The sequence below is a fragment of the Pseudomonas sp. SZ57 genome, assembly GCF_009495975.1.
GTDB lineage: Bacteria > Pseudomonadota > Gammaproteobacteria > Pseudomonadales > Pseudomonadaceae > Aquipseudomonas > Aquipseudomonas syringae.
The window spans coordinates 1-14086 of sequence record NZ_WIBD01000029.1 but is presented as its reverse complement, the minus strand read 5'-3'; the positions used below and the strand labels follow the sequence as shown (position 1 = coordinate 14086).

General features: G+C 58.5%; 15 protein-coding genes. 5 read left to right on the top strand and 10 right to left on the bottom strand.

The features are described 5' to 3' along the window. Nucleotides 1–6: 6 nt before the first annotated feature. Nucleotides 7–600 carry a phosphoheptose isomerase gene (locus GE543_RS23300; RefSeq protein WP_003418801.1) on the top strand — a complete coding sequence of 198 codons (594 nt, stop codon included), beginning with the start codon at nt 7–9 and terminating at the stop codon, nt 598–600. Then, the gene (locus tag GE543_RS23295; RefSeq protein WP_003313570.1) at nt 597–1175 is read left to right on the top strand and encodes a BON domain-containing protein; all 579 of its coding nucleotides are present in this window, start codon (nt 597–599) and stop codon (nt 1173–1175) included. The genes GE543_RS23300 and GE543_RS23295 overlap by 4 nt, the downstream gene beginning before the upstream one ends. A gap of 60 nt (nt 1176–1235) precedes the next feature. On the opposite strand, the gene GE543_RS23290 is transcribed toward GE543_RS23295, so the two are convergent. The 4 genes from GE543_RS23290 to rplM all read right to left on the bottom strand — a co-directional run bounded on the left by GE543_RS23290 (nt 1236) and on the right by rplM (nt 3407). Further along, a complete protein-coding gene (locus GE543_RS23290; RefSeq protein WP_003418802.1) occupies nt 1236–1655 on the bottom strand; it encodes a ClpXP protease specificity-enhancing factor in 420 nt (139 codons plus the stop codon). A gap of 17 nt (nt 1656–1672) precedes the next feature. Continuing rightward, nucleotides 1673–2290, bottom strand: coding sequence for a glutathione S-transferase N-terminal domain-containing protein (locus GE543_RS23285; RefSeq protein WP_003406040.1), 618 nt, complete (start codon nt 2288–2290; stop codon nt 1673–1675). 281 nt (nt 2291–2571) lie between these two features. Next, nucleotides 2572–2964: a 30S ribosomal protein S9 gene (rpsI, locus tag GE543_RS23280; protein ID WP_002555064.1), complete on the bottom strand. Its 393-nt coding sequence runs from the start codon at nt 2962–2964 to the stop codon at nt 2572–2574. 14 nt (nt 2965–2978) lie between these two features. Continuing rightward, entirely contained in the window at nt 2979–3407 is a 429-nt protein-coding gene (gene rplM / locus GE543_RS23275; protein WP_002555065.1) for a 50S ribosomal protein L13, read from the bottom strand. Nucleotides 3408–3901: 494 nt separating this feature from the next. Here rplM and GE543_RS23270 point away from each other — a divergent pair, with 494 nt between their 5' ends. Then, nucleotides 3902–4807: a GlxA family transcriptional regulator gene (locus GE543_RS23270; protein WP_162488814.1), complete on the top strand. Its 906-nt coding sequence runs from the start codon at nt 3902–3904 to the stop codon at nt 4805–4807. Nucleotides 4808–4892: 85 nt separating this feature from the next. Here the strand turns inward: GE543_RS23270 and zapE are convergent, their stop codons facing one another. The 3 genes from zapE to GE543_RS23255 form a co-directional block, all read right to left on the bottom strand. Next, entirely contained in the window at nt 4893–5987 is a 1095-nt protein-coding gene (gene zapE, locus GE543_RS23265; protein ID WP_003340671.1) for a cell division protein ZapE, read from the bottom strand. Nucleotides 5988–6049: 62 nt separating this feature from the next. After that, the gene (locus GE543_RS23260; protein WP_057406664.1) at nt 6050–7399 is read right to left on the bottom strand and encodes a tryptophan--tRNA ligase; all 1350 of its coding nucleotides are present in this window, start codon (nt 7397–7399) and stop codon (nt 6050–6052) included. A 39-nt stretch (nt 7400–7438) separates the two neighbouring features. After that, nucleotides 7439–8068, bottom strand: coding sequence for an alpha/beta hydrolase (locus GE543_RS23255; RefSeq protein WP_004411662.1), 630 nt, complete (start codon nt 8066–8068; stop codon nt 7439–7441). A 145-nt stretch (nt 8069–8213) separates the two neighbouring features. Between GE543_RS23255 and GE543_RS23250 the strand changes: the two genes are divergently transcribed. Beyond that, nucleotides 8214–8657, top strand: a complete 444-nt coding sequence (locus tag GE543_RS23250) for a YhcB family protein (protein ID WP_003340664.1) — start codon at nt 8214–8216, stop codon at nt 8655–8657. A gap of 113 nt (nt 8658–8770) precedes the next feature. On the opposite strand, the gene cysN is transcribed toward GE543_RS23250, so the two are convergent. From cysN to GE543_RS23235, 3 genes are all read right to left on the bottom strand, one after another. Next, entirely contained in the window at nt 8771–10669 is a 1899-nt protein-coding gene (gene cysN, locus GE543_RS23245; RefSeq protein WP_016568910.1) for a sulfate adenylyltransferase subunit CysN, read from the bottom strand. Nucleotides 10670–10679: 10 nt separating this feature from the next. After that, nucleotides 10680–11597 (bottom strand): sulfate adenylyltransferase subunit CysD, encoded by a 918-nt coding sequence (gene cysD / locus GE543_RS23240; RefSeq protein WP_003313577.1) that lies wholly within the window; start codon nt 11595–11597, stop codon nt 10680–10682. Nucleotides 11598–11750: 153 nt separating this feature from the next. After that, a complete protein-coding gene (locus GE543_RS23235; RefSeq protein ID WP_003406058.1) occupies nt 11751–12509 on the bottom strand; it encodes a Nif3-like dinuclear metal center hexameric protein in 759 nt (252 codons plus the stop codon). A 111-nt stretch (nt 12510–12620) separates the two neighbouring features. On the opposite strand from GE543_RS23235, the gene algW reads away from it, so the two are divergent. Continuing rightward, nucleotides 12621–13781: a Do family serine endopeptidase AlgW gene (gene algW, locus GE543_RS23230; protein WP_003340656.1), complete on the top strand. Its 1161-nt coding sequence runs from the start codon at nt 12621–12623 to the stop codon at nt 13779–13781. Nucleotides 13782–14086 lie beyond the last annotated feature (305 nt).

The window sequence follows — 14086 nt, the reverse complement described above, 5'->3', positions numbered from 1 at the left end:
ACATTGATGGACATGCAATCCCGAATTCGCCGGCTGTTCCAGGCCAGCATCGAAACCAAGCAACAGGCGATGGAAGTCCTTGCACCCTTTATCGAGCAAGCCAGTCAGGTCATGGTCAATGCCCTGCTCAACGAGGGCAAGATGCTCGCGTGCGGCAACGGCGGTTCAGCTGGCGATGCACAGCACTTTTCCTCGGAACTGCTCAACCGCTTCGAACGTGAGCGGCCGAGCCTGCCGGCAATTGCACTGACCACCGACAGCTCGACGATCACCTCGATCGCCAACGATTACAGCTACAACGAAATCTTCTCCAAACAGATCCGCGCGCTGGGCCAGCCAGGCGATGTATTGCTGGCTATTTCTACCAGCGGCAACTCGGCGAATATTATTCAGGCCATCCAGGCCGCACATGATCGCGAAATGATTGTCGTAGCATTGACGGGACGCGACGGTGGCGGCATGGCCTCACTGCTATTGCCGGAGGATGTGGAGATCCGCGTACCCGCCAATGTCACGGCACGCATACAAGAAGTCCATCTGCTGGCGATCCATTGCCTTTGCGATTTGATCGACAGCCAACTGTTCGGGAGTGAAGAATGACCCCTAATCGTCTCAGCCTACTGGTTCTGACACTGTGCCTCAGCATCACCGGATGCAGTTCGGTGATCACGGCCACTCGCGAAAAACCGATCGAAGATGATCGCGGCACGCGCACCTTCGGCAGCAAGATCGATGACTCGCTGATCGAGACCAAGGCAGCCGTCAACATCTCCAAGGCCAGCCCTGACCTCGCAGAGGGCTCGCACATCGTCGTGACCAGCTTCAACGGCATCGTGCTGCTGGCTGGCCAGACACCGCGTGCCGACCTCAAGGCTATGGCCGAACAGGCCGCCAGCGCCGTTCAGCGCGTCAAGAAGGTCAACAACGAACTGCAGGTGATGGCACCCTCCTCGCTGCTGGCGCGCAACAACGACGCCTGGCTGACCACCAAGGTCAAAAGCCAGATGATCGCTGACGCATCCATCCCCGGCTCACGCATCAAGGTAGTGACCGAGAACGGCATCGTGTTCCTGCTGGGCCTGGTAACCCAGGACGAAGCCAATCGCGCCACCAACCTGGTGCAGGGCGTCTCCGGCGTACAGAAGATCGTCAAACTCTTCGAGTACATCGACTGACGGGTAACCGGCAGGCATGAAAAAGGCGATCCGAAGATCGCCTTTTTTATTGCCCGTTTTTTACTTCACGACCTTCAGACTCGGCCTGCCACTCGGACGCGGCGGTTCGCTGTCTGGCGGAGGCGTATCGTCTTCGATCTCGATCTCGATTTCTTCGCCCTCTTCCATGGAGGGCTCCAGATCGAAAACCATGCCCTGGCCGTTCTCGCGGGCATAAATACCCAGGATGGCAGCGACAGGTACATAAAGCGTATGCGGCACACCGCCGAAGCGGCCTTCAAAGCTCACCGCTTCGTTATCCATATGCAGATGACGCACAGCACTCGGCGAAACATTCAGGACAATCTGCCCGTCATTGGCAAATCCTTGCGGGACCTGCACCGCCGGGTAATCCGCATTGACCAGCACATGCGGGGTGCAATCGTTATCGACGATCCACTCGTAAAGAGCACGAACAAGATAAGGGCGACTGGAGTTCATTAACGGCTCCTTAAGCCTTAGCGCATTTCACGTTCGGCAGCAGACAGACTCGTCTGAAAAGCCTCACGCGCAAATTGGCGCTCCATGTAATCAAGCAACGGCTTGGCAGGCCGCGGCAATTCAATACCCAAAATTGGCAAACGCCAGAGTATGGGGAGTAGACAGCAGTCAACAAGACTTAGCTCGTCGCTCATGAAAAAAGCTTTTTCCGCGAACAACGGGGAAACCCCGGCCAGACTCTCGCGAAGCTCCTTGCGCGCCTGAACACGAGCGGGCTCTTTGCTGCGCGTATCCAGGATCAGGTCGACAAGGCCGCACCAGTCTCTCTGAATACGATGGATCAGCAAACGGCTATTGGCACGGGCAACCGGATAGACGGGCAGCAGAGGCGGATGTGGATAGCGCTCATCCAGATACTCCATCACCACGGTCGACTCGTACAACGCCAGGTCACGATCGACGAGGGTCGGCACGCTGCCGTATGGATTTACTTCAATCAGCTGCGGCGGATGACGACCTGCCACCACTTCAATGATTTCGGCGCTGACACCCTTCTCGGCGAGCACAATGCGTACGCGATGAGAATAGTGGTCGGCGGGGTCGGAATAGCAGGCCAACCGGTTGGTCACGCCCATGGCGATCCTCCTCGCTTGTTAAAATTTATCGGACAGACGAACGAACGCGCTTCAAGGGCGCATCCGATAATGAACGCAACAGGACAGGTGTTCGTCGCGGGCCACAAGATAGCTCATTTACGCGATGTAAATTCCGTAATCTTCGTCGACAGGCGGATAAATTTCACAATATCGACGTAAAACGAGCACCGCGAAAAAATCCTGACCGTAAAAATCACGACCATAAAAAAACGCCCAGCCCCGCGAGGGGATGGACGTTCTTTTTTCGAACGAAGAGCGTATTAACGCTTCGAGTACTGCGGACGCTTACGCGCTTTACGCAGACCGACTTTCTTACGTTCAACTTCACGAGCATCGCGAGTCACGAAGCCTGCTTTACGCAGAGCGCCACGCAGTGTCTCGTCGTACTGCATCAGAGCGCGAGTGATACCGTGGCGGATTGCGCCAGCCTGACCACTCACACCACCACCGATAACGGTGACGTAGATGTCGAACTTTTCAACTGTCTCGGTCAGTTCCAGCGGCTGACGAACTACCATGCGGGCAGTTTCGCGGCCGAAGAAATTGTCCAGGGAGCGGTTGTTGATCGAGATGTTACCAGTACCCGGACGCAGGAAAACGCGAGCGGTTGCGGTCTTGCGACGGCCAGTGCCGTAATTTTGAGTCGCCGACATAATGAACTATTCCGTTAAAACTTCAGTTCTTGGGGCTGCTGAGCAGTATGAGGGTGTACAGCGCCCGCATAGACTTTCAGCTTACGATACATGTCGCGACCCAGCGGGTTCTTAGGCAGCATGCCTTTGACCGCGGTCTCGATCACGCGCTCAGGAGCTTTGGCGATCAGCTTTTCGAAGTTGATCGACTTGATCCCGCCCGGAAAACCGGAGTGTGAGTAGTAGATCTTGTCGGTGGTCTTGGCACCAGTAACGCGGATCTGCTCGGCATTGATCACGACGATGTAGTCGCCGGTATCAACGTGCGGAGTGTATTCCGGTTTGTGCTTGCCACGCAGACGGCTCGCGATTTCGGTGGCCAGACGACCCAGGGTCTGACCAGCAGCGTCGACGACGAACCAGTCGCGCTTAACTGTTTCCGGTTTAGCAGTAAAAGTTTTCATTCTTTATAGCCTCAGGGGCCGCCCTGAAAATTAGACGGCGGATCTTACTGAATAGTGCGTACTTTGACAAGTCAAAGGCAGCCGGAAACAGACGCTATCGGGGGCTCGGGTCAGCGCGTCCGTTATACGGCAAGATTCTTCGGCAGACGGCGCATCACTTCCACTGCAAAGAGCTGGCGGATTATACAGACTGTAAAAATAACCTCAACCGGATTTTTTGTTCACATTCTGTTTATTGCCTGCGAGGCGTGGATTGGCGGATATTGACCCCCTTAGCACAAAGCCATCATGGGTGCCCTGCCAAGGGCACCCACGTAACGAGGCTGGACAGTTTTGGCAAAAAATAAGACGATCCAGCCGTAGCATGACCATTTACCCATATAAGAATAACGATTATGCCGATCCGACACGCCACTCTTCTGCGCCGCGTAAGCATCCTGACCACAGACAAGATGTTTGCCTCCACTGTCATGCAGGCCAAGGACTTCTTCCATCTGGCGAGCCTGCGCTACAGCAAGCAACTGGGCCATGGCCTGGTACCCGCCTTCGAAACGCGCCTGGTCAGCCCGGACGGACTTTCGGTCAGCAGCTTCAGCGACGTCACCCTGCCGGTCGACGGCGCGCTGTGCCAGAGCGACATCATCGTCATCCCGGCCTTCTGGGACGATTTTGAAACCCTCTGCCAGCGTTACCCCCAGATCCTGCCGTGGTTGCGCGAACAGCACGCCAACGGTGCCGTACTCTGCGCCGAAGCCACCGGCGTCTACTGGCTTGCCGAAGCCGGCTTGCTGGACGGCAAGGAAGCGACGACCTACTGGCGCTTTTTCAGCGCATTCGCCGAGCGCTATCCCAAGGTCCTGCTCAATCAGGAAAAGCACCTGACCGACGCCGACAACGTGTACTGCGCGGGCGGCACGACCTCGGCCTGCGATCTGTACATTTATCTGATTGAGCGCTTCTGCGGCGCCAATGTCGCCCAGGCCGTCGCCCGCGACATCCTCTATGAAGTGCGTCGCACCTACTCGCCGGGGCGAATCGGTTTTGGCGGTCAGAAGCTTCATCAGGACGTGGTCATTCTGCAGATTCAGCACTGGCTGGAAGAGCACTTTGCCGACAAGTTCCGCTTTGAAGACGTGGCCCGCGAGCACGGCATGAGCATTCGCAATTTCATGCGCCGCTTTCAGACCGCCACGGGCGACAAGCCGCTGCATTACCTGCAACGGCTGCGGATCGAAACGGCGAAGGGGTTGCTCTCGGGGACGCGCAAGAGCATCAAGACCATCAGCTATGAAGTGGGCTACGACGACGCCAGCTTCTTTGCCCGGCTGTTCCGCCAGCACACCGAGCTGTCACCCAATCAGTATCGGCAACAGTTCGAGGGTCAGAGGGAGAAGCTATAAGCTGCAAGCTGCAAGCTGCAAGCTGCAAGCTGCAAGAGCCTGGGCTTTTAGCTTGCGGCTTGCAGCTTGAAACTTGCCGCTGCGACTAGGGCTTGTGCGCCCGCGAGAGGAACTCGTGGGACTGCATTTCCAGCAGACGGCTCAAGGTGCGCTGGAACTCGAACATCAACCGGCCGCCGGTGTACAGGTCCTTCAATTCGACCTCGGCCGAGATGATCAGCTTGACGTTGCGATCGTAGAACTCGTCGACCATGTTGATGAAGCGTCGGGCGATGTCGTCAGTGGCGACGTCCATCTGCTCGACGCCGCTGATCAGCACGGCATGGAAGATCTTGCCCAGCTCGATGTAGTCGTTCTGACTGCGCGGGCCGTCGCACAACTCACGGAAGTCGAACCACGCCACATCATCACAGGTGCGCAGCGCACGGATCTCGCGGTTTTCGATCATCAACACATCGTTTTCGATGGTTTCCGCGCAATCCGGAGTCAGCGCCTTGAAGCTTTTACGCAGGCTCTCCTGTGCAACTTCGTTGAGCGGGAAATGGAACAGTTCAGCCTGCTCCAGGTGACGCAGACGGTAATCGACGCCACTGTCGACGTTGACGATGTCGGTGTTCTGCTTGATCAGCGCGATAGCCGGCAGGAAGCGCGCCCGCTGCAGGCCGTCCTTGTACAGGCCGTCCGGAACGATGTTGGAAGTGGCCACCAGCGTCACGCCGTTCTTGAACAGCTCTTCCATCAGCGTGCCGAGGATCATGGCATCGGTAATATCGGAGACAAAAAACTCGTCGAAACAGATGACCCGCGCCTCATCGGAAAAACGCCTGGCGATGATCGTCAGCGGGTTTTTCTCGCCCTTGAGGGTCTTCATCTCTTCGTGCACGCGCTTCATGAAGCGGTGGAAGTGCGTACGGACCTTGTCCTGAAACGGCAGTGCGTCGAAGAACGTATCGACCAGATACGTCTTGCCGCGGCCTACGCCACCCCAGAAGTACAGCCCCTTAACCAGCGTCTGCTCTTTCTTGCCGAACAGTTTGCCGAACAGGCCGGGCTTGCTGTCGTGAGCGGCGATCAGATCGTCGTACAGGCGCTGCAGATGACGCACAGCGTTTTCCTGCGCGGCATCGTGAAAGAAGTCCGGGCGTTTCAGATCAGCTTGATATCGTTCTAGGGGCGTCATAATTCGTTAGCAAGGCAACAAAAACGGGTCGTCACTGTAGCGACGACCCCGGGGATTGGCAATCAGTCCTGTTGAGAAGCGAGCGCCAGCTTGAGTGTTTCGATGGCGCTGTCGCGCGCGGCAGCGTCGGCGAATACCGGACTGTCCGCCACGCAGGCGCCGTCCAGCCACAGCGTGAAGCGATCGTCTTCGCTGCGCAGGTCCAGTTCGCCGCCCTGCTGCAACTGCTTGCTGACCACGCCTGCCGCCTTGCCATCGGCAAAGTTGCGCGACAACAGCAACTGCTCGCCATCGGCTGCCAGCAGACGGAAACGGAAGCTACCGTCATCTTCACGGAAGCTGACGAAACGAGCGCCCTTGCTGGCCTTCTTCTTGCCGGTGTCGGCGTTCTGCACCACGGTACGGAACGACCGAAGGCCTACCGCCTCGCGCAGTTCCTCAAGGAACGGGGTGGCGACACGTCGGGCTTTCTGCGCGCCAGCGAGCAGGATGTCTTCCAGATCGGCAGGACGCTCGATCAGCCCCAGGTACTTTTCACGGGGCTCGCTCAGCTGCGCATCCAGCAACGTGAACAGACGATTCTTGGCTTCACCCCAACCCAGGCCCTGCAACAGGTCAGCGCGGAATTCGGCGCACTGCTCGGCCGTCGAGAAGGCCTGATACAGAGTAAACAGATGCGAGGTGTCCGGGTCTTTCGCTTCGCCTGGGGCACGCGAGTCGGTGACGATACGCGATATCGCGCTTTTCATGTCCTTGGCGCCGCTGAACAACGGGATGGTGTTGTCGTAGCTCTTGGACATCTTGCGACCGTCCAGACCTGGCAGCGTAGCCACGCTCTCTTCGATCAGTGCCTCGGGCATGACGAAGAATTCCTTGCCATTGCCGAACAGGTGATTGAAACGCTGACCGATGTCACGGGCCATTTCAACGTGCTGAATCTGGTCGCGACCTACCGGAACCTGATGCGCATTGAACATCAGGATGTCGGCAGCCATCAGCACCGGGTAGCTGTATAGACCCATGGTGATGCCTGCGTCCGGGTCTTCGCCACCTTCCACGTTCTTGTCCACCGACGCCTTGTAGGCGTGGGCGCGATTGAGTAGGCCCTTGGCCGCGACGCAGGTGAGCAGCCAGGTCAGTTCCGGGATTTCAGGAATGTCCGACTGGCGATAGAAGGTCACACGATCGACGTCCAGCCCCGCCGCCAGCCAGGTCGCGGCGATTTCCAGACGCGAGCGCTGAATGCGCAGCGGGTCATCGCATTTGATCAGCGCGTGGTAGTCGGCCAGAAAGTAGAACGAGTCGAAATCGCTCTGACGGCTGGCGACAATGGCCGGGCGAATGGCGCCCGCGTAGTTGCCCAGATGGGGAGTGCCGGTGGTCGTGATACCGGTCAGGATACGAGTGGTCATGGCAGGTCGCTTATCAATAGGATGCAATACGGGCTGCAATCAGCTGGAAAGTCGCGGCAGGAGCAGATCTTTCAGATCAGTAAGCTTGCCGTGAAAAAAGTGTCCGCATTCTGCCACTTTCAGCAGCTCATGGGGACGTTGCAACGCGGCGGACCATGCATAGACCGTCTCTGGGTCGATCACTTCGTCGTTCTCCGGCTGAATGATCGTCAGCGGGCAAGCCTTGGGCAGTACGCTCTGGTCCTCGAGGCGCGACGCCGCAGCCGCAATCAGAAACAGATGCGTGAGCTTTTCACCCTGCGCTTCCAGCCTGCCACCCAGGTTTGCAGCAACGTAGCCGCCAAAGGAAAATCCGAACAGGGTCATCGGCAGATCAGGATGTTGCGCCCGCAGCCATTGGGCGGCAGCCTGGGCATCATCGATCTCGCCTGGCCCGGCAACCGAGGTACCGGCACTGGCACCGACGCCGCGATAATTGAAGCGCAACGTGATCAAACCCTGATCGCGTGCGGTACGCTGCAACGTCGAGACGACTTTATTGAGCATCGTTCCGCCCTGTATCGGGTTAGGATGACAGATCAGTGCAACACCTCGGGCGTCGGGGACATCCTGATACAGCGCTTCGAGCTGGCCTTCAGGACCATCGATAAATAATGGGGTTTCACGCATGAGCAAAACAGAACTCCGTGACCTCGAAATGGGTCGACTCGTCTAGCTGATTGTCTGCGGCATGCATATCAACGATACGTCGCGGGTATACAGCGCAGGTTCGAGCCGTTAACGTAAAGCAAAGCCGTTTATAGAGGAAGGACTCGTGGAACACTCGCTCTTAGTCTGGTTGTTGCCGACGCTCGCCCTGGTGGCCGGTGTCGTCATTGGTTTTCTGGTGGCACGCCTGCTGCCCAACACCGTTCCGAACAGCACCCAGCGCCAGCTGGATGACATTCAGGAGCGTTTCGACGCCTATCAGAACGAGGTAGTCACGCACTTCAACAGCACGGCCAATCTGGTCCAAAAGCTTTCACAGAGCTATCAGGACGTTCAGGAACACCTTGCCGAGGGCGCCAACCGTCTGGCTCTCGACGAGCTGACCCGCCAACGCCTGCTGGCCGCCCTGCACCCTGAGGCCAATCATGCGCACCGCGATCATCGCGACCGCCTGACCCCGCCACGCGACACTGAAACACCCAAGGATTACGCGCCCAAGTCGCCCAACTCCCCGGGCATGCTGGATGAGCATTACGGCTTGAAGAAGTAAGCTTTCGCAGCCACACAAAAAGCCCGCCGCAGAGAGCATCTGCGGCGGGCTTTTTTTGTAGGATCGAAACTGCAATCCCTTGCGGAGGCAAGCCCCCTGCCAAGGGATATGAATCAGATCGCGCCGCGGCTGCGCAGCAGATCCAGCACCTGCCTGACGCTTTCTTCGACGTTGAGTGTCTGTGTGTCGATCACCAGATCGGCATTCAGCGGCACGTCATACGGGAAGGACTCGCCAGGGATATTGTCGCCATCAGCGGCATACAGGCCCTGCGGATCACGCTCGCGGCAGACCGTTGGCGACGCCTGTACATAGACGGTGAGCAGGCGATCCTTGCCGATCAGCGCCTTGGCGCGCTCACGCCCTTCGGCATCCGGAGCAACGAATGCGGCCAGGGTCAACAGGCCGGCTTCGTTGAACTGACGCGCCACATGCGCGGCACGGCTCCAGTTCTCGGTACGACCTGCACGATCCTGTGGCAAGCCCTTGTTCAGGTCATGACGCAGGTTCTGACCGTCCAGTACATAGACCGCACGGCCCATGTCGAACAGCTTGCGCTCGACCGCATAGGCCAGCGTGCTTTTGCCCGCGCCGGACAGGCCGCTGAACAACACGGTGGCCGGCTGCTGACCGAAGCGCTGCGCGCGCTCCTCAGTGGAGACGTGGGCCAGTTCGCCATGGTGCTGCGAGCCGCCACCTGAAACCGGCTTGGCGATGATCATGCCCGCCGCAACGGTGCCATTGGTCAAACGATCGATGACGATGAACGAACCCGTGGTGCGGTTGCTGCTGTAGCCGTCCAGCGCGATGGGCGCATCGAGGCTGACCTTGACACGGCCGATCTCGTTCAACTGCAACGAGCTGGCAGGGCCTTCCTCCAGTGTGTTCACATCGACCCGGTGGGTGATGCTGGCAATGGAGCCTGGCACATAGCTGGTGGCGCGCTTGATGTCGTACTTCTTGCCCGGCAGCATCGGTTCTTCGGCCATCCACACCAGCATGGCATCGAACGCATCGCTGACCTGCGGAACATTGTCGGCATGCACCAGCAGGTCACCACGGGAAATGTCGATCTCGTCTTCCATGGTCAGCGTCACCGCCTGACCCGGCCCCGCCTGCTCCAGCTCGCCTTCAAAGGTGACGATGGACTTCACACGGCTGCTCTTGCCCGACGGCAGCACGACGATCTCGTCGCCCTTGTGCACGATGCCGCTGGCCAGCGTACCGGCGAAACCACGGAAGTTCAGATTCGGACGGTTGACGTACTGCACAGGGAAACGCAGGTCCGCATAATTGCGGTCGCTGGCGATTTCGACCGTTTCGAGAATTTCCATCAGCGACTGGCCGGTGTACCAGGGCGAACGCTCGCTCTTGTTCACCACGTTGTCGCCCTTGAGCGCCGACATAGGTACAAAAGCCATGGTGGTCGGCTTGAACGCGATGCCGTCGGCAAACTTCAGGTAATCGGCCTTGATCGACTCGAAAACGCTTTCATCGAAGCCGTTGAGGTCCATCTTGTTGATGGCGACGACGATATGCTTGATGCCCAGCAGCGAGGCGATATAGCTGTGACGACGGGTCTGGGTCTGCACGCCGTAGCGGGCGTCCACCAGAATGATCGCCAGGTCACAGGTCGACGCACCGGTGGCCATGTTGCGGGTGTACTGCTCGTGGCCCGGGGTGTCGGCGATGATGAACTTGCGCTTGGCCGTGGAGAAATAGCGATAAGCGACATCGATGGTGATGCCCTGCTCCCGCTCGGCCTGCAGGCCATCCACCAGCAACGCCAGATCGACGTCATCACCGGTGGTACCGGACTTCTTCGAGTCACGGGTGATGGCTTCCAGGTGATCTTCGTAGATCATCTTGGAGTCGTGCAGCAAACGCCCGATCAGCGTGCTCTTGCCGTCATCGACGTTGCCACAGGTAAGAAAGCGCAGCATTTCCTTGCGTTCGTGCTGGCCCAGATAGGCGAGGATGTCCTCGCTGATCAAATCAGATTGATGCGACATGTGACACCCCTTAGAAATAACCCTGACGTTTCTTTTCTTCCATCGAACCAGCGCCGTCATGGTCAATGACCCGGCCCTGGCGCTCGGAAGTTCGCGTCAGCAACATTTCCTGAATGATGTCGGTCAGGCTGGTCGCTTCGGACTCGACAGCACCGGTCAGCGGGTAGCAGCCGAGGGTGCGGAAACGGACCTTTTTCTTGACGATGCGCGACTTCTCTTCATCGGTGAGATGCTCGAGGATGCGCTCGTCGTCGATCATGATCAGCGTGCCGTTCTTCTCGATAACGTCGCGCTCGGCGGCAAAATACAGCGGCACGATCGGGATGCCTTCAAGGTAGATGTACTGCCAGATGTCCAGCTCGGTCCAGTTGGAGAGCGGGAACACACGGATCGACTCGCCTTTGTTGACGTTGCCGTTGTAGACGTTCCACAGCTCGGGACGCTGGTTTTTCGGGTCCCAGCGGTGCTTGCTGTCGCGGAACGAGTAGACGCGTTCCTTGGCCCGGGACTTCTCTTCGTCGCGTCGGGCGCCGCCAAAGGCGGCGTCGAAACCATGCTTGTCGAGCGCCTGCTTCAGGCCCTCGGTCTTCATGATGTCGGTGTGTTTGGCGCTGCCGTGGGTGAACGGGTTGATGCCCTGTGCCACGCCATCGGGGTTGATGTGGGTGATCAGGTCCAGGCCCATTTCTTCGACCATCTGGTCGCGAAAGCGATACATCTCCTGGAATTTCCAGCGGGTATCGACGTGCATGACCGGGAATGGCAGTTTACCGGGGAAGAATGCCTTGCGTGCCAGGTGCAGCATCACGGCCGAATCTTTGCCGATCGAGTACAGCATCACCGGGTTATCGAACTCGGCGGCGACCTCGCGGATGATGTGGATGCTTTCCGCCTCCAGCTGTTTCAGATGCGTCAGTTTGTCAACCATGGCTACTCACGGATTGCGTTCGTTATGGACCGGGAAACCCCGGGGCGGCCAGCGGGCCGTATTCGAGCCGCGCACTTTAACATGCGTGATATCGCTAATCAGCGATGCAACTAGATCGAAACGATCTATGCATATGCCCTGCTGTTTGATCGTTCAAATCGGGTTCGGACAGTCGATAAAGATATGTTCGAGCGCAAATCGCCGCGCCAGATAATCGCCCAGCGCCTGCACGCCGTAGCGCTCGGTGGCATGATGACCGGCGGCAATGAAGCTGATGTCATTCTCTCGTGCGCTATGAAACGTCTGCTCCGACGCTTCACCACTGAGGAACAGATCGACGCCCTCAAGCACCGCCTGATCGATGTAGTTCTGACCGCCACCCGTGCACCAGCCGACACGGCGAATCATCTGACTGCCTTCGATGAGCAATGGCTCGCGACCCAGCGCATCCTGCACACGACGGGCGAAATCCCGTGCAGTCACGGGCTCGGACAATGAGCCGATCAGCCCGACCACACGTGGGTTTTCAGGGTCCAGAGGGCCTTCGACCGTGATGTCCAGTTGACGCGCCAGTTGCACGTTGTTGCCCACTTCGGGATGCACATCCAGCGGCAGGTGGTAGGCCAGCAGGCTGATGTCATGCTTGAGCAGGGTTTTCAGGCGACGCTGCTTCATGCCGACGACACACGGGTTTTCGCCCTTCCAGAAGTAACCGTGGTGGACCAGAACCAGATCAGCCTGAGCGTCGACTGCCGCGTCCAGCAGGGCCTGACTGGCCGTCACGCCGCTGACGATGCGCATGACTTGCGGCCGCCCTTCGACCTGCAGGCCATTGGGGCAGTAATCCTGAATCCGGGCACTGTTCAGATAGCGGTCGGCTTCTTCGACCAGGGTGCTCAGGGCAACAGCCATAAAAGACTCCTAAATATGCAGTTCAGAGCTGCGTTGTACTCGTATAATGCCCGCCATTATGGCGCACCCGTGGCAAAACTTTCTGCGCCCGCAACCATCAGGACTTGTTAAATGTTCAAGGCACTGCGTTTTTTCGGCTGGCCATTGCTGGCTGGCGTGCTTATCGCCATGCTGATTATTCAGCGCTACCCGCAGTGGGTCGGTCTGCCGAGCCTGGATGTCAATCTGCAACAGGCTCCACAGACCACCAATGTCATGCAAGGTCCGTCTTCCTATGCCGACGCGGTCATTGCCGCAGCGCCCGCGGTGGTCAACCTCTATACCACCAAGATGGTCAACAAGGGCAACAACCCGCTTTTCGAAGACCCGCAGTTCCGCCGTTTCTTCGGTGACAACACGCCCAAGCAGAAGCGTATGGAATCGAGTCTGGGTTCTGGCGTCATGATGAGCCCCGAAGGCTACATACTGACCAACAACCACGTCACCACCGGCGCGGACCAGATCGTGGTCGCGCTCAAAGACGGCCGCGAAACCATTGCCCGGGTCATCGGCAATGACCCGGAAACCGACCTGGCGGTGCTCAAGATCGACCTGAAAAACCTGCCGGCGATTACCATCGCGCGCTCTGACAGCATCCGCATCGGCGACGTGGCACTGGCGATCGGCAACCCGTTCGGCGTCGGCCAGACCGTGACCATGGGCATCATCAGTGCCACCGGGCGCAATCAGTTGGGCCTCAACACCTATGAAGACTTCATTCAGACCGATGCGGCCATCAACCCGGGTAACTCGGGCGGTGCGCTGGTAGACGCCAGCGGCAATCTGATCGGTATCAACACCGCGATCTTTTCCAAGTCCGGCGGCTCGCAGGGCATCGGCTTCGCCATTCCGACCAAGCTGGCCATGGATGTCATGAAGTCGATCATCGAGCACGGCCAGGTCATTCGTGGCTGGCTGGGCATCGAAGTTCAACCCCTGACCCAGGAACTGGCCGAATCCTTCGGGCTGAAGGATCGTCCAGGCATCGTCGTGGCGGGCATCTTCCGCGACGGACCGGCGCAGAAAGCCGGGCTGCAACTGGGTGACGTGATCCTGAGCATCAATGGCGAACCTGCCGGCGACGGGCGTCGTTCGATGAACCAGGTGGCGCGCACCAAACCCAAGGACAAGATTGCGATCGACGTAATGCGCAACGGCAAGGAAATGCGCCTTAGCGCCGAAGTCGGCCTACGCCCACCACCCGCCCCCACACCCGTCGCAGCACCGGAGTGACGCGTCAGTACCTGAAAGTACGGTACGGCGCGGATCTGTGACGCCGGGAATAAAGGGCTTTCAGGCTTCTGTCCGAAGGGCGTGAGAGCGAGGTGTTTTCGGGCGATGTGAAACACTCACACAGGGCCCGGGTGTTTTCGGGCCATGTGGATTACTCACACAGGTCGACGGTGTTTCGAGCCGTGCGAATGCCCTGCGCCAATGAAGACCTAGTGGGAGCGAGCTTGCTCGCGAAGACGGTGTTTCCGTCGAAGCATTTACGGGGTTTGTACAGAACCGTTCGCGTGCAAGCTCGCTCCCACAGG